Below are 21,143 nucleotides of genomic sequence, written 5' to 3' on the forward strand. Positions count from 1 at the left end.
TCATTTGCAGGGGTGAAGATATGAAAAGATGGCTACTAGCCGGATTGACTCTTGTGTTTGCGGCATTATTAATTTTGCCGACTTCCGCGCTGGCCTACTCTTATGGTGATGCGAATACCGAAGATGTAGCAGAAACCTTTAAACTGGTGCAAACCAGTATTGGAGATGGTGCAAATGATTGGGGAGCAGCAGAAGGTGCCTACAAAGAGAGAAGATCTGAAATTGTAGCACACTTTGGTGAAGAAGTTGGAACTACGTTAGATGCGAATTTCCAGGCTAAGGATAATAAATTAGTCATTTCTAATTTCAAAGCTGTCCTCGTTATGAACTTAGATCGCCGCTTTACCTATGCTGGACAAGGAATTGATGACTATGCGGGAGCAAAGCTTCTATTGGCTAAGGCCAAAGCAACTTATGATACCCTAGAGCCTTATATGGGATCAGGTAAAGCGGAAATTGATAAAGCATTTGATGCTGCTCTTGATGCATTAGGTAATCCAGGATTGTTCGGCGTAGGGAAGAAGCCTGTACAACCTGCCGTATTTAAGGAAAAGGTTGATTTTATCTTTGGTAAGGTAAAGCCGCTATTTCCTTATAAAGCCTACAGTGCACCAGCACCAGTTGCCACAAGTACACCGGCGCCTACCGTTAAGCCGATAGAGACGACAAAGACAGAACCCGTTGTGAAGGCGGAAGTTAGCCCTAAGCAAGATCAGCCTGCTGCAACAACGGAGGCCAAACCAGTAGAGACGAAGGCACCAGACGCAGCGGCAACAGTTGCGACAAGTTCTCCTGAACCATCTGCATCAGCATCAGCGAGTCCAAGTCCAACACCGACTACCGAAGCTGCTAAGCCTACTGCAACAGTAGAAGCACCTGCTAAAGCTACGGAGACAGCTAGTACAGCCGTGAAAGCTGAGCCTGTAAAAGAAGCAGCCGCTCATGCACCTATGCAACGCACAGACAAAACGAATCCATGGGTCAGCGTATCCGTGATTGGTGGAGTTATCGTTATACTGGGCGGGGCCGTATGGTTTGCTCGCAAAAGAAAGTGGATTTAACCGTTAGGTCAACCCAAAAATTGAGATGAATAGAGGAGAAAATTATTATGCGTAAATTTCTATCTGTCGTATTAAGTGCTTCAATCGCTCTATCTAGCGTTGTTACTGTTTCATCCGTTGCTTTTGCAGAAACGAAATTCCAAATCAAAGAAGATCAAACGATCTCAGCTAGCCTTAAATCTTTCACAGATATTAAAGCACTTTTCACAGATAAAACCGATAAAGCCGTTCTTGCTGATATTAAGAAATTATATGTAGATAAATTCCAAACTGATGTTAAACGTCTGGATGTCAACATCAAAGCAGATGATCCTAAAATGGATGCTAACATCTTGCTTATTTTGGATGCTGCGATTAAAGGTGACTTGCCAGTAGGTCCAGCGAAAGAAGCAATCGATAAAGGTTTGCAATGGTATTACTTCTTCGCACTTCGTGATTTGATGAGTAACCAAGTGCGTCCTGCATTGACGAAAGGCGACATCGCTGGAGCGACAGCTGCTTTCGATAAAGTTGTTCAAATTTATGAAGGTGCTCTACAAGCTAACGTTGTAAAACGTGATACGAAGTATAACTTGAACATGGTACCACTTTTGAAAGCAACCATTGAGCTAATTCAAAAAGATATCAAAGACAACAACGTGAATGACTTTAACTTCCACCGTCAAATTCTTGACAAAACATTGATCAAAAACTACGCGCTTGCAACATATACATATGCTGAAAATGTTGGATTGGCTGCTGCAGCTGACCAATCTAAAGCAATCACAGAAGGTTACTTCCTTTTCATGCCTGTTTACACATACCTCAAAGGTGGAAGCCCTGCTGATGCTGATTTCGTGAAGAATGCCTTCGCTTCAGGCGATGCTAGCAAAATCAAACAAGCTGAAATCGGCGATGCCCTGCAACGTACAATGATCGGTAAAGTATCCGAATACCTTAACCAAATTCTAGTTAAACAAGAAGCTGGGGACCTACAAGGTGCACGTGGATATGTTGCTGAAGGTACGATGTTCCTTGCTAGCCAAGAAGTGTTCTTAGGTAAAGAGAAATTTGCAGCTGCAAGTGTTGCAGCTACGAAATTAAATGAAGCTGTTGATAAATCCGATGCAGCCGCTACGAACGCAGCTATTTTTGACATCGTAAAATTCCTCGTTGATAAAGATGGTTCCAGCTTAAAAGTGAACGACAAAGGCTATAAAGTAAATGGCGCTGCTTTCACAGCTGAGAATGCTCCGTTCGTTAATCAAGAAAGCGGCCGTACGTTAGTGCCGGTTCGAGTTATTGCTCAAGCGATTAATGCCCAAGTTGAATGGGTTGAAGCAACGCAAACGATCGTGATCACGAAAGATGGCAAGAAAACAGAAATCAAAGCTGGTTCCGATCAAGTTGTTGAGAATGGTAAAGTAAACGAGAAAGTTAAATTGGATCAGCCGGTTGTTCTTCAAAACGGCAGTTCATTCATCCCATTGCGTGCAGTAGCTGAGTTGTTCAGTTATGGCGTATTCTATCAAAATGGTGAGATCATCATTCTTCGTTAATCATCTCGTTCGGAAGGGAGACACTTGTGCTGTATAAGCACAAGTGTTTTTCAATGTTCAGATGCAAGGAAAGAGAACAGGAGGCAGATCATGGATTTACAGGCATTTCTCATTACGTTTCGTGAAGCACTGGAAGCCATTCTCATTGTAGGTGTCATCCTTACTTATTTGACTCGTATTGATGCGATCCATTGGCATAAATGGGTATGGGTTGGCGTGTTTTTTGCCATAGTTGTCAGTTACGGCTTGGCTCTTGCCTTCCAGGTTTTATTAACTGGTTTTGCAAGTATGGGTAGTCAGAATTATTTGAAGATCGGGATTATGCTTGTTTCGTCTGGTTTATTGACACATATGATTATGTTCATGGGCAAGCAAAGCAGTGAGATGCAAGGCAAGGTTCAGAGCAAGGTTGCTCATATATTGACCATTGGCGGCGCTATTAATATGATTGTTCATTCCTTCTTGGTTGTTGTGCGCGAAGGTGTGGAGACGGTCTTCTTCTTCGCTGCTATTACGGGTGGCGACATTCAGAAAGCGCTTGAAAGCTGGGGGGCTTTATTCGGTCTGGTGCTAGCCGCAGTGGTGGGACTTCTCTTCTTCAAAGGGACCAAGAAGATTCGTTTGAGTACGTTCTTCCGGATAACCGCTGTCTTCCTCATGATGATTTCGGCTGGACTGTTTGTTCAGGCGATTGGGATTATGCAGGATTTAGGAATTATAGGCAGCCTATATCGAACAGCTGGTCACCAGATTGGTGAAATTTACAATATTACAGCCTTTATGCCAGAACATCCTATTGACGGCGTACAATATCTGCGTGATTATGGAAAAGAACCGCTTATTAACGGCCAAGTCGGTATTTTCTTTAAAGCTTTCCTTGGTTATACGCAGAATCCTTCACTGGAAGAGTTCGTTGGTTACTGGGGATATTACTTCTTAGTATTCATTCTTCTAGCTGTTCAGAAGAAGCGTCAGGAACAGCAACAGCTCCAAGAAGATAAAGTGGCCGCGTAATACATAGGGGAAACGACTATTAATTGATTTTCAACATGAGGAGCGAGGATAACGATGAAAATAGGCATTGTTGGATATGGCCATGTAGGCAAAGCGATTCACGCCTTGTTTCCCAAGGCTGTTATATATGATGGACCTCTACAGATGGGCAGCCAAGATGAGGTGAACGTTTGTGACATGGTGTTCGTTTGTGTTCCGACGCCCTCGCTTCCGAATGGTAAATGCGATACATCTATTGTGGAAGAAGTTATTGTATGGCTGGCATCTGAAGTGATTGTTATTCGTTCTACTGTACCAGTTGGCTTCACGGATGAGATGAAGGAACGCACTGGGAAGAGAATCGTTTTCCAGCCCGAATATTACGGGGAAACCGTGGATCACCACTTCGCGGACTTGCGTCACCGTACGTGGCTTACACTGGGCGGCGCATCTGCCGATGCTAGCCTTGTGGTTCGTGCGTATCAGCAGGTGTATAACGCGGAAGTGAGAATACGATTAACAGATGCCCGTACAGCGGAAATGGCGAAGTACATGGAGAATTGCTTCCTGGCGCTGAAGGTGTCATTTTGCAATGAGTTTTATGATATCGCTGGCGCTCACGGCATTGACTACAATGAATTGCGTGAGGTATGGCTCGAGGACCCTCGAATCGGGCGAAGTCATACATTTGTCTATGAGGATAATCGCGGTTATGGCGGCAAATGCCTGCCGAAAGATGTTAACGCACTCATCAGCTTCGCTGAGGATAAGGACGTTAATGTTGATCTAATGAGAACGGTACAGCAGAAAAATAATCGACTTCGGGATTTAACGGATTAAAGAAATAAAGGGGAGCTTCTCATGAATATCCAAGCGTACTTGAAAGAAACACGTAAAATCATTGGTGTGGGACCGAACTTCAAAGCTTTTCGCGCTCAAAAAGGGATCACCCATGAGGAGGATCCCTTTCTCTTTATCAAGTCTCCGCAGAGCTTAACCGTAGAGACCGATATTTATTTGCCACCGCAGCTTACGGAGTTCATCTGTGAGGTGGAAATGGCGGTCATTATCGGTCAAGAAGCCAGAAATATTGCGGAAGAGGATGTGGCGTCCATTGTCGCAGGCTATGCCATTGCCAATGACATTACCGCGAGTGCGCATTTTGATACGGGAAGATTCAAGATGTTTGATCAGATGACCCCGATTGGTCAGATGGTTTCCCTTGCTGATCCACATCAGGTTGATCTCGAAATGTGGGTGAACGGCAATCTTATTCAAAAAGATAACACAGTGAACCTGCTATTCTCTTCGAACTGGTTGATCTCGCATATTTCACGCATGACAACCTTATGTAAGGGGGATATCATCTTAACAGGGACACCGTCGAATCCAATGACTTGTCAGATTGGCGATGTCGTTGAGATGAAGAGTCCGCAGCTAGGCAATCATCACTTTACGATTCAAAAGGAACTATGAGCCCATCATAGTTCCTTTTTTTGTGGAAAAAGCGAACACTTTGACAGCCATTTGCAATTGGAAACGAATATCAGGGTCTTTCAAATCAACCCCTAATAAGGTTTGAACTTTTTCTAGTCGATAGACAATGGAGTTGTAATGGCAGAAAGAAGCCTTTGCGGTTTCCTTAATGTTTCCTCCGAATTGCAAGTAAGTAATTAACGTATCAACGAGCTTGGCGTTATTCTCTTTATCGAATGTGTATAGGGGCTGAATATACTGAAATAGCTGTTTTTTGATGGATTCTTGATCAGAAAGTACATGAACAATCGAGTACATACCGAGTTGGTCGTAGTAACATAGCGTTTCATGGGGCTGAATGAAGTCCCAGAGTTCTAGCGCCGTTACGGTTTCTTTGTATCCCTCGTGTATATCGGATAATCCCTTCGTACTGCTGATGCCGAGGCGAATACTGGATTGTTTCAAGCATTTATGGAGCTCGGATTGGAGCTTGAGGTAGGCATTCTTCTGGTTAGCCAGCGGCTTTGGAATAAGAAAAACCCATTCATTCCCCATAGAAAGTAAGACGATGCCTTGAAGAATACAGTAAGCTTTCACATTCATGAGTTCTCGTGATGAAAAAGGTGGGAGCGGTGAGGTTAGACAAACATTGTAGCTAGTTTGCAGCTGAAGTCCGCATGAGGCCGCCTGCAGCGCTATGGCCTGTGGATCGGTAATTTCACCTAAGATCCAGGTTTTGAGAAAAAGATCTTTCTGATTATCCTCTAAACTGCGCAGCGAATGCTGTTTGCTAAGGTGCAGTGTCAGTAAGTTAACCGTATGCTGTAGCAGGAACTGCAACGGCTCCCATTCCCCGTCCTTACACCCCCAACAGACAAAGTAAGCCATCGTTTCGTTATTTTTCTCAATCGGCAAATAAATTGTGGTTGTGTCATCGTCCAGCCAATAGGAAGGCAGTGCTGTGGTAGATGAATGCGGCGCAACGGGCCGAAGGTGCCTAGCATCAGGCCATTCCTTCTTGAACGCTGGATCAGTGGCATACATATCAGATTCATAGGTAATCAAGGCAGCTTGCAAACCTGTGCTTTTGGAAAACGTCTCAATAAAGGTTTTGCTGTTCTCGCCCATAATTAGCGTACTGGTAAGCAACTGTATCTTATGATGCTGTTCCATGAGCCAATTCGTTTTCTGGTTGAGAATTTCCTCAAGCACTTCCGAAATGGTCTGGGAATAACCGATTTGATAGGCCAGCTCCAAGATGGGCAGCCCATATTCATTGGAAAGAGTAACCATTTCTTCTGGAACGGTTTCGAGATACCGCTTGGTTTTGATACCTATAGCGGCTATTCCTGTTGCAGCAAGTTTGGGGATCAGCTCATTCTGAGCATTGGGGTTATCTTTAATAGAGTATGCGGTGGTGAGGAGGAGATCGCCATGCCTTACCCAGTTGAAAACATCCGGTACTTCCATCACATTAACATTGGTAATGCGACGGTTTAAGCCGTTGGCGCCACTTATGATAGGATCATCTCCAAATAAGAAAGGTTTATGAGCAATTAATTCATTCACACTGATGCCATTCATGGCCTAACCTCCTCAATTTATATGTTAATAAACCTAACATAAAATGAAGGTGGAGGAAAGCACTGATTTAGTAGAAATCACTAAAAAAATCTTTCGTATATGGAGGGAAAGTAGAATGAATCGTTGAATACTACCAGTATGAACGCAGAATCTTTGTGAAATGTTCACAATGGGATCAGGATAGATTTGTGAAGCAACTCTAATGTAAATCGGATTTTTGTGATATATAATCTAACATATAAAGACAATATACATTACGGGGAGCTGGGGAAAATGAAACATGGTAAATGGATGAGCAAGGGCTTGGTTATTGCATCGCTTTTGTTAGTTACCGCTTGTGGAAGTAAGGCAACGACGACAGGTACAACGGCTAAGCCTGCTGACCAGTCAGTAGCATCTACAACTCCAGCCATGGCTGCATCAAGTGTGCCTGCAACATCAGCAACAGTTCAGCAAATTAAAAAGAACGGCAAGCTCGTGATTGGAACAAGCGGAAACTTCCGTCCAATGACCTTCATGAATGAACAAAGCCAGATCACAGGACTAGATATCGACATCGGTACAATGATTGCAGAGAAACTTGGCGTTAAGGTTGAGTTCGTGCCAGGAAACATCTCAGGCTTAATCCCAGGTCTCGTAGCAGGGAAATTTGATCTCGTGATGTCGGCTCTTTCGGAAACGGATGAGAGAAAGAAGAGTATTGATTTCTCCATTCCTTATGGCAAAGACGGCACGGTAGCTGTAACGTTGAAGGATACGACCAAAGTAGAGGACGTAACAAAGCTGAGCGGTCTGATTACAGGCGTGATTGGCGGTTCAGCGACACATACCGTTATTAAGGAATTCGGAGGCTTCAAAGAGCTGAAGGAATACCCAGGGAATGCGGAAGCCTTCACAGACTTGAAAGCAGGTCGAATCGATCTTTACGCAGTTGGTAATATTGCAGCGAATGATTACATCAAGAATGATAAGAGTGATAAACCACTTAAATTAGTTGGTAAAGTAGCGGCAGTGAAAAATATGGGTGTGGGTATGCGTAAAGATGAACCGGAATTAAAAGCAATCATTGATAGTCTGATAGACGAGAAAATGAAGGACGGAACGATTGATAAACTCGCTACCAAATGGGTAGGAGCACCGCTTCCGAAGTAACCTAAAATAAACAGAAAATGAGTGATTGGCATGGACTGGGAAATTGTATCCAATTATATGCCCCTCTACCTTGAGGGGGCGCTGACGACTTTCAGAATCTCCATACTAGCCATCTTGTGCGCAACAATACTTGGCTACTTTATTGCTCTTATGAGGCTTTCCAGTATCAGTGTAGTTCGCGGCATTGCTTTCGTTTATGTATGGGTATTTCGAGGAACCCCGTTAATGCTTACGCTGTTCTGGTTGTATTATGCCACACCATTCGGTCTAAAGCTTCCCGCGTTTATCGCGGGACTTGCGGCCATGTCGATCAATTCCGCTTCCTTCAAGTCGGAGATCATTCGAGCAGGCATCATGTCCGTGGATCGAGGTCAATTGGAGGCGGCGGATTCAATTGGGATGAACCCTTTTCAGAAGATGATTCGCATCACCATTCCGCAAGCAATTAGACTGCTAACGCCGCCTTATATTAATAACTGTGTCATTATGCTGAAAGAGTCAGCCATCGTATCCATTGTTACCGTGCCGGATTTAATGCTTGGCGCACAACGAGCTTATAACAGTACATACAGTGTCATCGAGACGCTGGGTGTGGCAGGCGTTATCTACTTAACCATGACCAGCTCGATCATGTTGCTGCAATTCTTCATCGAAAAGAAGCTGCGTATTGCGAAAAGGTAGGAGGCATGAGATATGATTCATATTCGTGGACTAAATAAACAATTTCATGAGAAAAAGGTACTAGATCAAATCAATCTCGAAATTCGCGAGGGTGAGGTTGTCTCGATTATTGGACCGAGCGGTGCGGGGAAAAGCACATTGCTACGCTGTATGAACCTGCTAGAGGTACCGACCTCTGGGGAGATTTACGTGGATACGCGCAAAGCCGAATATAAGACGAACGCTCGCGGCCGCTTAACACTGCAATCGTACATGAAATTGACCTGGCTTCGATCGGAGGTCAGCATGGTCTTTCAGCAATTTAATCTATGGCCGAATAAAACCGTACTGGATAACGTAACCGAGGGACCGCGTATTGTGAAAAAGGTTCCGCGTAAAGAAGCAGAGGCCAAAGCGATTAAGTTGCTTGAGAAGGTTGGCTTACAAGAGAAAATTAATGAGTATCCAACTAATTTATCGGGTGGTCAACAACAGCGTGTGGCGATAGCAAGAGCTTTGGCCATGGAACCGAAGGTTATTTTGTTCGACGAGCCGACGTCCGCACTTGACCCTGAATTAGTCCATGAAGTGCTCGATATCATGGTCAAACTTGCGAAAGAGGGCATGACGATGGTCGTCGTGACACATGAGATGAATTTTGCTCGCAACGTATCGGATCGCGTTCTTTTTATGGAGGATGGTCAAATTACGATGAGCGGGAAACCAGATGAAGTCTTTCATATGAAAAATGCAAGGATGAATCAATTCATGCGCAAGATCACCCATGAGGTCGAACTGAGAGGAGTTAACTAAGATGAAGATTGCCAGCAGCCAGTTTCGGGCCAAAAAGCTAAGATCAATGAAAGACTTTGAGGATCATGTTCGTTGGCATGTTGAATCAGCCGTAGCACAAGGGGCGGAGCTGCTCTTATTGCCTGAGTTTTTCGCGATTGAGCTGCTCACGCTGCACCATTTTGACATCAAGAGTACGGAGGATGTCACGAAAATTTTCGAGTGGTTTGGCAAGGAATACACAGCAGCGATCAAGCAATTATGTGCCAATTTGGCCAAAGAGTATCAAATCACACTCGCTGCGGGGACGCATTTCGCCTATCAGCCGGATCGTAAATGCTATTACAATACAGCGTATGTCTTCACGGCTAGTGGTGCTGTTTTTGAACAGAATAAGATCCATCCTTCCTATGAAATGGTGTATAACAAAGAATTGACCACGCCTGGCGATAAGCTGGATGTTTTCGAAATAAATGGTGTGACCTATGGCATCTCCATCTGCTATGATAACTCCTTCCCCGAAGTAGCGCGTATCCTTAGTCAAATGGGGGCTGATATTATCCTCGCGCCGACTTGTTGTCTCGATGAATGGGGGCAAAGCCGCAATATTCTATTCGCTCAGGCAAGAGCTTCGGAGAATCAGGTCTACGTTGTGAATAGTCACATGATCGGATCGATTCCGTTTCCAACGCATATTCCTTACGGATTTACATTCACGGGTAAGAGCGGCATCTATTCACCGATTCAACCGATGATTGGTACGCCAAATGCGATTGTCAGCCAAGGCGAAGCGAATGTGGAGATGGTTGTCGTCGGAGATATTAATCTGGATTACTTGAAATACATTCGAGAAAATGGACATAATCGGAATCGTACCGATATGCGGCCTTCTTTCTATCAACAATATGCCTTTCAAACAACCTGAATGAGAAAGTAGATGGCGAATGTGGACATTCTAGCAACCATGCTTCTTATGGGAATGATCTTAGGCTTTGCCGGGACGGGGGGCTCAGGTTTTATTATTGGGATTCTTCTAGCCGTGTTCCATGTCCCTGTTCATACGGCGCTGGGTACTTCGATTGCAGCGATGGTATTTACAACCTTATCGGGTTCAATCAGTCATTTCCGAGAAGGGAATGCTAGGCTTCGCTCAGGCCTCATTATTGGGGCTTTCGGAGCGGGTGGTGCGTATGCTGGAACCTTCGTGGCTCGCATGATTGCAGCCGATCAGCTCATTTGGCTGACCAGTGGTATGTTGTTCGTCTCTGGGCTTCTTATTTGGCTTCGGACAAGCAAGGTGTTTTCCTCGAAGGAGCGGGTGCTTGCTGAGGAATCCGACGAGTTAAAAAAGGTGAAGTTCTGGATGTTAGCGGCGGTTACGGGTATAGTAACGGGATCACTCTCTGGAGTCTTTGGGATTGGATCGACACCATTCATCCAGCTGGCTTTGCTCATTCTATTCGGGTTTCCACTCCGACAAGCGGTGGGGACGACAATGGTCGTTATTCTACCGATCGCTTTGTTCGGGTCGATTGGATTTTTCCAAGCGGGATTCTTGGACTTTGTATTGCTCGCTCAAGTCGTTGCAGGGACGATGATCGGCTCTTATATTGGGGCTAAGTTTACGAAGAGAGCTCCGAAGCTGCTGCTTCGCTCGGCGATGATCATGACACCGATAGCAGGATCGTTATTGATGCTAGTGAAAACATAGGATGTGTGAGGACTTCACTCGGTTGAAACGGTCATATTGGCAAGGAGGAACCATACTTGATATTAGGAGATTTCCACAAGTGGTCAGAGGATAAATGGTTATACGCTGAGCGGCTTGCGCAGCATTTGGACTACCTGTCTACCTGCACATTCGATGAAATCGAGGATGGGGTATATCCTGTGGGAGAAGACGGTACCTATCTGGTCGTGAAAACGACAGCAACGATCCCCTTCTCAGAGGCACTGCCAGAGCGACATCAACGATATATGGATATTCACTATATCCTTGCCGGATCAGAGACCATTGGATTCGCACGGGATAGCGAGAAGAATCAACCGGTTGAGGTGAGTCCAGCCATTGACGATCATACCTTTTTCGATGCTGCGGAAAATGAGATGGAGTTGACGCTGTGTCCAGGGCAGTTCGCCATCTTTATGCCATCAGATATTCATAGACCTTGGTGCAAGGGGACTAAGTCCGACTTTGTCAGAAAGGCCTTGTTGAAGGTGATAGTCCCTAATTAATGCTATAGTACCGAAAAAGTTCATAATGAAGCCCAGTAAATTAGATAGTTAATTTACTGGGTTTTTTGTGCGATACAACGGAATGAAGCTAATAGCTAAATCATTACGATTACTGCAAAGAATGATTACTTAAGGGTTACTCATCCGCTAAACGCCTGTCATGTAAGGGTTTTCAAGGTCGAGTAAAAGAAGTTAAATGAGTACGATAGCCTGATATTCATTTCATAACTTATGATACGAGGGAAGCCAAACACATACCAGTCAGGAGGAAGTCGAGTGCCGCAACCCTTGGAAGCACGAATGCAAAGAGCTCGATTAAGCTCATTTAAACGATCACAGCTAGTGCGGGATCTCTTAAGAGATCGATGGATGTATCTACTTTTGTTTCCCGGGATCTTATATTTTGTCATATTCAAATATGTTCCGATGCTTGGTCTGGTCATGGCGTTTCAGGACTACAAGCCTTTTACCGGATTTATAAACAGTCCATGGGTTGGCTTTAAACATTTTGAACGATTCTTTATGGAGCCCCAATTCTGGTCACTATTTCGAAATACTTTGTTGTTAGCCATCTATAATTTAGTCTTCTTTTTTCCGCTTCCGATTCTATTAGCTCTTATGATTAATGAAGCGCGAAGAGAGATGTTCAAACGAATCGTCCAAACATTGCTCTATTTGCCACATTTCATTTCGTGGGTAGTTGCTGTAGGTATATTTTATGTGTTATTTACGACAGAGGGTGGCGTCGTTAATGAATTGCTGGCACAATTCGGGTTTGAGAAAATCCCATTTATGCTAAGTGAAGAATGGTTTAGACCCATGATTATTGCGCAATCGATATGGAAAGAGGCTGGTTGGGGGACGATTATCTTCTTAGCTGCTTTGTCTGGGGTCGACTTGCAATTGTATGAGGCTGCTCGGATGGATGGGGCTGGTCGCTGGCGTCAACTCTGGCATATTACGATACCTGCGATCCGCAGTACGATTGTAATTCTGTTTATTCTACGATTAGGAAGTTTCCTGGATACAGGCTTTGAACATATCTTCCTTATGTTGAACTCGATGAACCGTGAAGTGGGCGAAGTGTTCGATACCTATGTGTATATGAAGGGTTTGACACAGGCGCAATATAGTTATAGTGCTGCAGTTGGATTGTTCAAATCGTTAGTGGGGCTGATACTTGTCCTCGGTGCGAACAAGCTAGCGAAGAAGTTTGGCGAAGAAGGCGTTTACTAGGAGGTGTAAATATCGAATGCCAACGAATGACAATACATTAAGCAATAGAATATTTGATTGGGTTAACTATGCCTTACTAACTCTTGTTTCTTTGATTACGATTATACCGTTTGTCTATATTGTTTCGGTATCTTTTGCAGCCCCTTCGGAGGTAGTTAAAGGGGGTTTGCTCTTGATACCTACCAAATTTACGTTTAGCGCGTATAAATACATTTTTTCAACAGACACCATGATTAGAAGCATCGGAGTATCGATTTATGTAACCGTTTTAGGAACATTGATCAATCTCATACTCACTTCGTTTACAGCGTATCCATTAGCTCGGGCCACGTTGCGTGGGCGTAAAACCTTTATGCTATTAATCCTCATTACGATGCTTTTCAGTGGCGGTATGATTCCCACCTACTTCGTCGTCAAATCGGTTGGTCTAATTAATTCGTATTGGTCTCTTATGATTCCAACAGCCATTAGTGCCTTTAACTTGATCGTTCTGAAAAACTTTTTTCAGCAAATTCCAGATGGATTGGAAGATGCTGCGAGAATTGACGGCTGCAACGATATCGGGACTTTATTCAGAATCGTGCTGCCCTTGTCCATGCCAGCTATGGCGACTTTCGGACTGTTTTACGCGGTGGGACATTGGAATACGTTCTTCCATGCCATCATTTATATCAACGATTCTGAGAAATGGCCCGTACAGGTTGTGCTTAGGCAAATTGTGCTCATGTCTCAAGATAAAATTGGCGATTCGACCTCACAGTCCGATCCGACGGATTATTTGCCTCAAACGATTCGGATGGCTTCGATTGTCGTCGCGACAATACCGATAGTTCTCGTCTATCCATTCTTACAGAAGCATTTCGCGAAAGGCGTTTTATTAGGTTCGGTAAAGGGATAACCTATAAGGGTTCATCTTTGCATATGTACCATATTATTCATAATCATGGAGGGGTAAGAATGATGAAAAAAAGGTATATGGCTTTACTTTGCTCCATCGCGTTGACAACAGGTACACTTGCAGGTTGTGGAAATAGCAAAGATCCGAAGACAGAAGAAAAAACGGTGGATAACACACCATTAGAGGTAACCATTGCTACGCCGCAGGTAGGGGAAGCGCCTAAAAAGGGCAGCGATATCGAGCTGGCGATAGAGAAATATACGAATGCCAAAATTGATATTCAATGGATTCCAGATGCTGCTTTTGAAGACAAAAAGAACATCATGATTGCTTCTAGCGAAATGCCGAAGGCTTTTAAAGTGAAAGCTAACGCTTCGACCCTAAATGCCATCCAGTCCGGTTTGTTCTGGGAAATTGGCCCCTTATTGAAGGATTACAAAAATTTATCGGAGCTTAGTCCGATGTATTACGACAACATTAAAGTAGATGGCAAGCTGTATGGGCTGCCGTTATACCGAGACATTGGACGTGCAGGCATCATTTATCGTAAAGACTGGTTTAGTGGGCTCGGCTTAAAGCCTCCGGTTACACTAGACGATTGGTACAACATGGCGAAAACAGTGGCAGAAAAAGATCCTGATAAGAATGGTCAAGCGGATACGTACGGCTTCTTCTTGGATAAAAACTATAACGATCCAGTGCTTAGCAGCAGCTTTTTAACTCGTCTATCGGTTCCGAATGGAGCACCTAATAAATGGGGGGTTGAAAATGGTAAAGTCGTAGCTGAATTTATGACGAAGCCATACATGGACTCCTTGAAGTTATTGAAACGTTTGTATACTGAGAAATTAATTAATCAGGATTTCTCCATCGTGCAAACGGCAGATTCCGATAACAAATGGAATGCGGGTAAAGTCGGTATCCGTGTTAACACGGTAGCAACAGCTGCAGCACTTTCTTTTGATAATGTTTCGAAATCAACGCCAAGCGCAGTTGTGGATGTCGTGCCCTTTGAAGGGCCATCAGGACTTAAAGTTCCGGCTGAGTCTGGAAACAACGGTTTCTTCCTATTCCCTAAATCAAGCGTGAAGACGGAAGCGGAATTGAAGCGCCTATTAGGCTTCTTCGATAAGCTGCTAGATGCTGAAATGTCAACGCTGCTGACAAGAGGGGTTGAAGGCAAACACTTTACCAAAACAGAGGATGGCAAGGGTCAAATTAAAGATTTGACACTGTTCAACCTTGAGGTTAAACCGTACCGTGATAGCTTGCCGTCATTTGAAACAGCTGGAAAAGGACTTCCGTTAAAGCAAAACGAGCTGCAAGCAAAAGGTTCGAAGATCGCTCAGGATAATCTGAAAAGCGTCGTTCCGAATGTGGCCCAGACATTTAATTCGAAGACGTATGCTGAAAAAGGCGTTGAGCTCGATAACATGATTCGTGATGCCCAAACCAAATACATTATGGGTAAAATCGACGATGCTGGCTGGCAGGCTGAACTCGATAAATGGATGAAAGCAGGCGGCGAGAAGGTTATTGCTGAGTACACGGCAGAATACGCGAAGCAGAAAAAATAGAGTGATTCATAAATATAGAGTCTGAGAGACGGAGTGAGTACATGCTTACAAATGTAGATGTCATCGAAAAAACCGCTTATATCAATGGCTGCTGGGTAGAACCCGGCAGCCGCCCTTCTAAGGATCATTACAGTCCGCTAAATACGGAGTTGTTAGTAGGACGAAGCCTCCAATTGAGCAAGGAAGACGTTGACTTAGCCGTTGTTAGTGCTAAGCGAGCGCTTCCAACTTGGTCTAGCTTGTCAGGTACACAAAGAGCTGCCTATTTGTTTAAGGCCGCACAGAAGATTGAGGATCATCTCGAGGAATTGGCACAACTTCTTACAGCTGAGATGGGGAAACCGATCGGCGAGGCAAGAGGTGAAGTCAATCGCGCTGTCGTACTGTTCCGGTATTACGCAGGTGAGGGACTACGCAGCATTGGTGAAGTATTGCCGTCCACAGACGGAGTATCCCACTTATACACGACGCGTGTACCGCTTGGCGTCGTAGGTCTGATCACACCTTGGAATTTTCCTGTTGCCATTCCCGTATGGAAGATGGCACCAGCCTTAATATTCGGAAACACCGTTGTATGGAAGCCTGCAGAACATTCTACCATTACGGCATCTAAGCTCATGCAGCTCTTGGAAGAGAGCGGCTTCCCGCAAGGCGTAATCCAGCTTGTTAGCGGCTCAGGCTCCGTTGTCGGACAACGAATTCTAGATCATCCTGATGTGACGGGAATCTCATTCACGGGCTCAGATGCTGTCGGCAAGCAAGTTTCGCAAGCCGCATCGTCCCGTCATGCGAAATATCAATTGGAGATGGGCGGGAAGAACGCGACCATTGTGCTTGCGGACGCCGATCTGGAGAAAGCGGCTGATGTCATCATTAGCGCTGCCATGCGATCTGCTGGCCAGAAGTGTACGGCAACTAGCCGTGTTATCGTCGAGAAGTCTGTAAAGGAACAATTGACCTCCTTATTGATCGAACGCGCGAACCAGATTAAACTGTCTAATCCGCAGGAAAATGACTGTTATCTTGGACCCGTTGTGTCCAAACGTCAATACGATTCGATTCTTGAATTTATCCAAATCGGTATTCAAGAAGGAGCCCAAGTCCTTGCTGGAGGGAAAGCGAAGATGGATGGCGAGTTTGCCAAAGGCTACTATATTGAGCCTACGATTCTGGATCATGTCGACCCGCAATCCACGCTCGCACAAGAGGAGATTTTCGGTCCTGTTTTAGTGATTAATGAGGTTGATCATATTGATCAAGCAATCGATATGGCAAATAGTGTTCGTTACGGATTGGCTGCTGCCATTTTCACACAAAATCAAAAGCATGTTCATCACTTTGTGAATCGTATTGAGGCAGGCCTGATTAAGGTGAACGGTGAAACCGCTGGTGTGGAACCGCAGGCTCCTTTCGGTGGGATGAAGCTATCCAGCTCCTATTCTCGTGAACAGGGACGCGCAGCAATCGAATTTTTCACACAGGTCAAAACCGTCGTGATTACACCATAGTCGTGGGAACGAAACGAAAGGAAGAGAACTCAGATGAATTATGCTGCATTCAGTAAAAGGCTGGAAACGATTTCAGCTATCAATATTACACCTTTTGATGAAGAGACGCGCCGCATTGATTGGGAAGGACTGGAAGCGAATATTGAGTTCTTGCTGGCGAATGGTACTGAAGTGATTGTGCCGTGCGGAAACACGGGCGAATTCTATGCGTTAACGCTGGAAGAGGCCAAGGAAGTCACCAAACGGGTCGTAGAAATCGTAAATCATCGTGCCATTGTTATGGCTGGTATCGGATATTCGGTTGAAACCGCGGTAGAGCTTGGTAAGCATGCTCAGCAGGTGGGGGCGGATTGCGTTATGATTCATCAGCCCCTACATCCCTACATCACAACGCCAGGTGCGGTGTCCTATTATCGTAATGTGATTGAAAGCTTGGATATTCCGTCTATCCTTTATTTGAAAGATGCTCATGTTTCGGACGATATCTTGTTTAGTCTAGCACCGCTGGATAAATGCGTGGGCGTGAAGTATGCGATCAACGATCTTCCGCGTTTTACCGAAACGGTGCGCAAGATCAGCGCAGCGTTCAACATCGCCTGGATCTGCGGGACAGCTGAGAAGTGGGCACCTTACTTCTACAATGCAGGCGCAAGGGGATTTACATCGGGCTTAATCAATGTAAATCCCGGTATTTCACAGGGGATGCTGCAAGCATTGCGCGATCAAGACTGGCCTACCGTATGGAAGCTGTGGGAAGATGTTCTGCCTTTTGAGAACCTGCGTGCCAAATATAATGCCGGTAACAATGTGGTCGCTGTGAAGGAAGCGATGGAACAATTGGGACTTCGTGCAGGTGTTACGCGCGAACCTGTAGATCCTTTGAATGAAGCGGATAAGAAGGAAGTAACGAACTTACTAAACGCATGGGGGCTGCTAACAACATGAAAATTTCAGATCTTAGACTTACGGTTATCGCAATGCCACGTAATACAGGGTTTGTCTGCAAGCATGTCATCGTGGAGATTGATGCGGATAACGGATTAACAGGTATTGGTGAAATGTCGGACTTCTCTCATCTTCCTCATTATTCATTAGATATTCAGGACATGGCCGTGGTGCTCAAGTCCATCCTATTAGGCCAGAGCCCATTTGATATTTCTCTACTAAATAAGGAGCTGCTCAGCAATTTTCCAGAAACGATGTTTTATTATGAAAAGGGTAACTTTATCCGTAACGGGATTGATGCGGCCTTACACGATCTTTGTGCGAAATCGCTGGGCATTTCCGTAGCTGAATTTATTGGCGGCAGAATCAAGGAGAAAATTAAAGTCTGCTATCCGATCTTCAGACATCGCTTTATGGATGAGGTAGAAGAAAATCTGGCGATTGTACGCGAGAGACTGAGTAAAGGCTTTGATACATTCCGACTTTATGTTGGCAAAAACCTGGATGCCGATGAAGCATTTCTGGATGGCGTGAAAAAGGAATTCGGATCGAAAGTGACGATTAAATCGCTGGACTTCAGCCATTTGCTGGACTGGAAATCGGCGTTGAAGGCCACGAAGCGCTTGTCACAATACGATTTCCAGATGGTAGAGAGTCCAGCGGTTCAGAATGATTTCGAGGGACTTCATCATTACCGAATGAACACGGAATACCCAGTAAGCGAGCATGTATGGAGCTTCCGTCAGCAATCCGAAATGATTAAGCATGATTCTATCGATATTTTTAATATTTCGCCTATATTTATCGGTGGAATTACCGCTGCTAGGAAAGCGGCTGCTGCGGCGGAAGTCGCTGGCAAATCGTGCTTGATCGGCACAACTCAGGAGCTGTCGGTAGGCACAGCGGCTATGGCACATCTGGGAAGCTCGCTTGTGAATTTGAACTACACGTCAGATCCGACAGGACCTGAATTGTATATTGGTGATATTGTTAAAAATCCAGTTCAATACGAGAATGGCTATCTGCTTGTTCCAGGCCGCGAATTACCTGGTCTAGGTATGGAGCTGGACTGGGATCAAATCAACAAATACCGCGTAGACGATCTAAGCTGGGGGAACGTATCTGTTCATCAACTTCAGGATCGTACCTCGCAAACCAAGAAGTAATCATGCAAGCAGCCGTCCGCACAGTAACACCGGACGGCTGGTTTTGGTATAATAAGGGTCATTGAAACGAAAGTAAACAGAAGTGAGGAATAACATTGCCCACCTATTTATATCGCATGATCCTATTCGCTATGTTGCTGGTTGCCATTCCAGTCACGACAATCGGAATGATTTCTTATCATATTTCCTCCCAGGATATAGAGAAAAAGGTTAAAGAAAGCAATTCCCAAATTTTGCTGCAGAACCAGATGAGAATTGAGCAAGTATTGAAAAATGTAGAAATGGGTGCCGTGCAATATTTAAATTCACCGCTTGTAACAGACAACCTCTACAATGCGTTGACACAGGATGATTTCCAAACGATTACAAGCCTTGCCAAGGGTTTATATAATTTGCACTCTTTATCGGGCGTAGCTGACACCCACCTCATTAACCTGGAAAAGGACTGGATGATCAGCAATTTAGGCTTCACCCGTACGGCGGATTATTCCGATAAAAAGCTTTTTCAAGATTACGCAAAGAATCCCAAAAATTTATTCTGGTTAGCTGACGAATATGGGATTCGTATGATTGTAAAGCTCCCAATGATTGCTCCGTCGGCAGCTCCGAAGGCATTACTGATCATAGAAATGTCGAAGACGGAACTGGAAAAAGGGTTAGCCCAAACGAAGCAGTTGGGAGACATCTATGTACTGAACCGCGAGCACATCCCATTCTTAAGTAACGCGGGAGCAGATTACATTTCTGATTCGATTTTGCAGCCTTTGAAAACAGTGACAGATACTAATGGCTATTATGAAGGCAAAAAAACGGCTGTGAATTACAGAGTATCATCCAATAGTTGGATCTATGCTTCTGTTGTTTCCATTGATCAAGTGACGATGGAATCGAAGAAGATTGCTCTCGTTACAATTAATGTCTGCTTGATCGTCTTCCTTGTGATTGCATCTGCCGCATTCTACGTGAGCAGACGGATGTATTCTCCGATCCGACGTTTATTTCAGACGATGGAGCAATACGGCGGCGAAACGACTGAGTCTCGCAGGAAAGATGAATTTGCTTATATCGAGGATAGATTTAATGCGTTATTCCGGACACGGAAGCAGTTTCAGCAGCAGCTTCAAGGTCAAACAGGACAGATGAAAGAGTTCTTCCTGTTGAAACTGTTCATGGGTCAGGTGACGGAGAGCGAATTTGCATTCAAGTGTGAAACCTACGGCTTTGCGGAAAAAGGAAAGCCCATGGGTGTGATTGCGCTGCAGATCGATTCCCTTCAGGATACGAGATACATGGAAAGCGATAAGGAATTGCTGTTATTTGCTATCCATAACATCGTCAGTGAGCTTTTGCCAGCTAATCGTTTACTTGGGTCGTTATTGCTGGATCAGTCTCAGGTATCCCTGCTAACTGGGGATGTCGAAGATCTGCAGGAACTGCAAGTGAGTTTTCACCAGGCGGCCGAGGAAATTAAAGATAAGGTTCACGAGCTGCTTCAGCTGAAAGTCAGCATCGGTATTAGTCGTGTATTTTCCCGATACACGGATGCCATGAATGCGCATGCAGAGGCTTTGGAAGCGCTGAAGCGAAGGATTCGTCTGGGAAGTGATATCATCATTCATTATGATGATATTGAAACGGTTCATGAGAACAGCAAACATCTGGCAGCATCGCTGAATTATTTGGAAGATTATTTCGTAAACGCATTAAAATCAGGTGATTCCACATCTACGTTTGAACATTTTGATAAATACGTTGCGTTGATCATGGAAAGAGAGATCCGGTTTAACGATTTTCAATTCGTAATGATTGAACTGATTACTGAGATTCATGGCCTAGTCCAGCAACAAGGCGGTAAATTGGAAGGCTTAATTGATACGAAATCCGTGCTCCATTCTTTTATGAAGTTGAACACGGTACAAGATATTACATCTTGGTTTAAGACGGATTTGCTTCCGCCTGCACTCGCTTTCTTCAAAGGACGGGCAGATTCGCAATATATCAACCTCGCGCATCAAATGCTTACAATGATTCATGAAGGATTCGAGCAGGATATTACACTTGAATCGTGTGCCGCGCAGCTCAAATATCATCCTGTTTATGTCAGTCGTGTTTTTAAGAAAGAGATGGGTGTTACTTTTATTGATTATTTAACCAACTATCGGGTTAACATGGCGAAGAAATGGTTGAAAGAGACAGATATGAAGATTTCGGAAATTGCGGAGCGGCTTAATTATGCCAATTCTACAGGTTTTATCCGGACTTTTCGAAAGCTGACAGGCATGACACCTGGACAATATCGGGACACCTAAGTTAACCATGTTA

General features: G+C 44.5%; 19 protein-coding genes. 18 read left to right on the plus strand and 1 reads right to left on the minus strand.

Features of this window, described 5'->3' with window-relative positions:
* Positions 1-20 precede the first annotated feature (20 nt).
* The 5 genes from GC096_RS01450 to GC096_RS01470 all read left to right on the plus strand — a co-directional run bounded on the left by GC096_RS01450 (position 21) and on the right by GC096_RS01470 (position 5,068).
* Positions 21-1,061 (plus strand): hypothetical protein, encoded by a 1,041-nt coding sequence (locus GC096_RS01450; RefSeq protein WP_171628534.1) that lies wholly within the window; start codon positions 21-23, stop codon positions 1,059-1,061.
* A 47-nt stretch (positions 1,062-1,108) separates the two neighbouring features.
* Complete coding sequence (locus tag GC096_RS01455) at positions 1,109-2,599, plus strand: copper amine oxidase N-terminal domain-containing protein (protein ID WP_171628535.1); 1,491 nt, start codon at positions 1,109-1,111, stop codon at positions 2,597-2,599.
* Positions 2,600-2,689: 90 nt separating this feature from the next.
* Entirely contained in the window at positions 2,690-3,613 is a 924-nt protein-coding gene (locus tag GC096_RS01460) for an FTR1 family iron permease (RefSeq protein WP_171628536.1), read from the plus strand.
* Positions 3,614-3,667: 54 nt separating this feature from the next.
* Positions 3,668-4,432, plus strand: a complete 765-nt coding sequence (locus tag GC096_RS01465) for a Rossmann-fold NAD(P)-binding domain-containing protein (protein WP_171628537.1) — start codon at positions 3,668-3,670, stop codon at positions 4,430-4,432.
* A gap of 21 nt (positions 4,433-4,453) precedes the next feature.
* A complete protein-coding gene (locus GC096_RS01470; RefSeq protein WP_171628538.1) occupies positions 4,454-5,068 on the plus strand; it encodes a fumarylacetoacetate hydrolase family protein in 615 nt (204 codons plus the stop codon).
* On the opposite strand, the gene GC096_RS01475 is transcribed toward GC096_RS01470, so the two are convergent.
* Positions 5,063-6,652 (minus strand): PucR family transcriptional regulator, encoded by a 1,590-nt coding sequence (locus GC096_RS01475; RefSeq protein WP_171628539.1) that lies wholly within the window; start codon positions 6,650-6,652, stop codon positions 5,063-5,065. The two genes, GC096_RS01470 and GC096_RS01475, sit on opposite strands and share 6 nt — an antisense overlap.
* Positions 6,653-6,925: 273 nt before the next feature.
* Between GC096_RS01475 and GC096_RS01480 the strand changes: the two genes are divergently transcribed.
* The 13 genes from GC096_RS01480 to GC096_RS01540 all read left to right on the plus strand — a co-directional run bounded on the left by GC096_RS01480 (position 6,926) and on the right by GC096_RS01540 (position 21,130).
* Complete coding sequence (locus GC096_RS01480) at positions 6,926-7,804, plus strand: substrate-binding periplasmic protein (protein WP_171628540.1); 879 nt, start codon at positions 6,926-6,928, stop codon at positions 7,802-7,804.
* A gap of 30 nt (positions 7,805-7,834) precedes the next feature.
* Positions 7,835-8,485, plus strand: coding sequence for an amino acid ABC transporter permease (locus GC096_RS01485; protein WP_171628541.1), 651 nt, complete (start codon positions 7,835-7,837; stop codon positions 8,483-8,485).
* A gap of 12 nt (positions 8,486-8,497) precedes the next feature.
* The gene (locus tag GC096_RS01490; protein ID WP_171628542.1) at positions 8,498-9,277 is read left to right on the plus strand and encodes an amino acid ABC transporter ATP-binding protein; all 780 of its coding nucleotides are present in this window, start codon (positions 8,498-8,500) and stop codon (positions 9,275-9,277) included.
* 1 nt (position 9,278) lies between these two features.
* Positions 9,279-10,181, plus strand: coding sequence for a nitrilase-related carbon-nitrogen hydrolase (locus tag GC096_RS01495; protein WP_171628543.1), 903 nt, complete (start codon positions 9,279-9,281; stop codon positions 10,179-10,181).
* A gap of 12 nt (positions 10,182-10,193) precedes the next feature.
* On the plus strand, positions 10,194-10,967 hold the full coding sequence (locus tag GC096_RS01500; RefSeq protein ID WP_216626001.1) for a sulfite exporter TauE/SafE family protein: 774 nt from the start codon (positions 10,194-10,196) through the stop codon (positions 10,965-10,967).
* 56 nt (positions 10,968-11,023) lie between these two features.
* Positions 11,024-11,491 (plus strand): NanQ anomerase/TabA/YiaL family protein, encoded by a 468-nt coding sequence (locus GC096_RS01505; protein WP_171628544.1) that lies wholly within the window; start codon positions 11,024-11,026, stop codon positions 11,489-11,491.
* A gap of 300 nt (positions 11,492-11,791) precedes the next feature.
* Positions 11,792-12,727, plus strand: a complete 936-nt coding sequence (locus GC096_RS01510; RefSeq protein ID WP_171628717.1) for an ABC transporter permease — start codon at positions 11,792-11,794, stop codon at positions 12,725-12,727.
* 16 nt (positions 12,728-12,743) lie between these two features.
* Positions 12,744-13,625 (plus strand): carbohydrate ABC transporter permease, encoded by an 882-nt coding sequence (locus GC096_RS01515; RefSeq protein ID WP_171628545.1) that lies wholly within the window; start codon positions 12,744-12,746, stop codon positions 13,623-13,625.
* Positions 13,626-13,684: 59 nt separating this feature from the next.
* Positions 13,685-15,202 (plus strand): extracellular solute-binding protein, encoded by a 1,518-nt coding sequence (locus tag GC096_RS01520; protein ID WP_171628546.1) that lies wholly within the window; start codon positions 13,685-13,687, stop codon positions 15,200-15,202.
* A 41-nt stretch (positions 15,203-15,243) separates the two neighbouring features.
* Positions 15,244-16,710, plus strand: a complete 1,467-nt coding sequence (locus GC096_RS01525) for an aldehyde dehydrogenase family protein (RefSeq protein WP_171628547.1) — start codon at positions 15,244-15,246, stop codon at positions 16,708-16,710.
* A 33-nt stretch (positions 16,711-16,743) separates the two neighbouring features.
* Positions 16,744-17,655: a dihydrodipicolinate synthase family protein gene (locus GC096_RS01530; RefSeq protein WP_171628548.1), complete on the plus strand. Its 912-nt coding sequence runs from the start codon at positions 16,744-16,746 to the stop codon at positions 17,653-17,655.
* Positions 17,652-18,821, plus strand: a complete 1,170-nt coding sequence (locus tag GC096_RS01535; RefSeq protein ID WP_171628549.1) for a mandelate racemase/muconate lactonizing enzyme family protein — start codon at positions 17,652-17,654, stop codon at positions 18,819-18,821. The genes GC096_RS01530 and GC096_RS01535 overlap by 4 nt, the downstream gene beginning before the upstream one ends.
* 95 nt (positions 18,822-18,916) lie before the next feature.
* Complete coding sequence (locus GC096_RS01540; protein WP_171628550.1) at positions 18,917-21,130, plus strand: AraC family transcriptional regulator; 2,214 nt, start codon at positions 18,917-18,919, stop codon at positions 21,128-21,130.
* The last annotated feature ends 13 nt before the right edge of the window (positions 21,131-21,143 follow it).

This window comes from Paenibacillus plantarum, from assembly GCF_013141695.1.
GTDB classification, from domain to species: domain Bacteria; phylum Bacillota; class Bacilli; order Paenibacillales; family NBRC-103111; genus Paenibacillus_E; species Paenibacillus_E plantarum.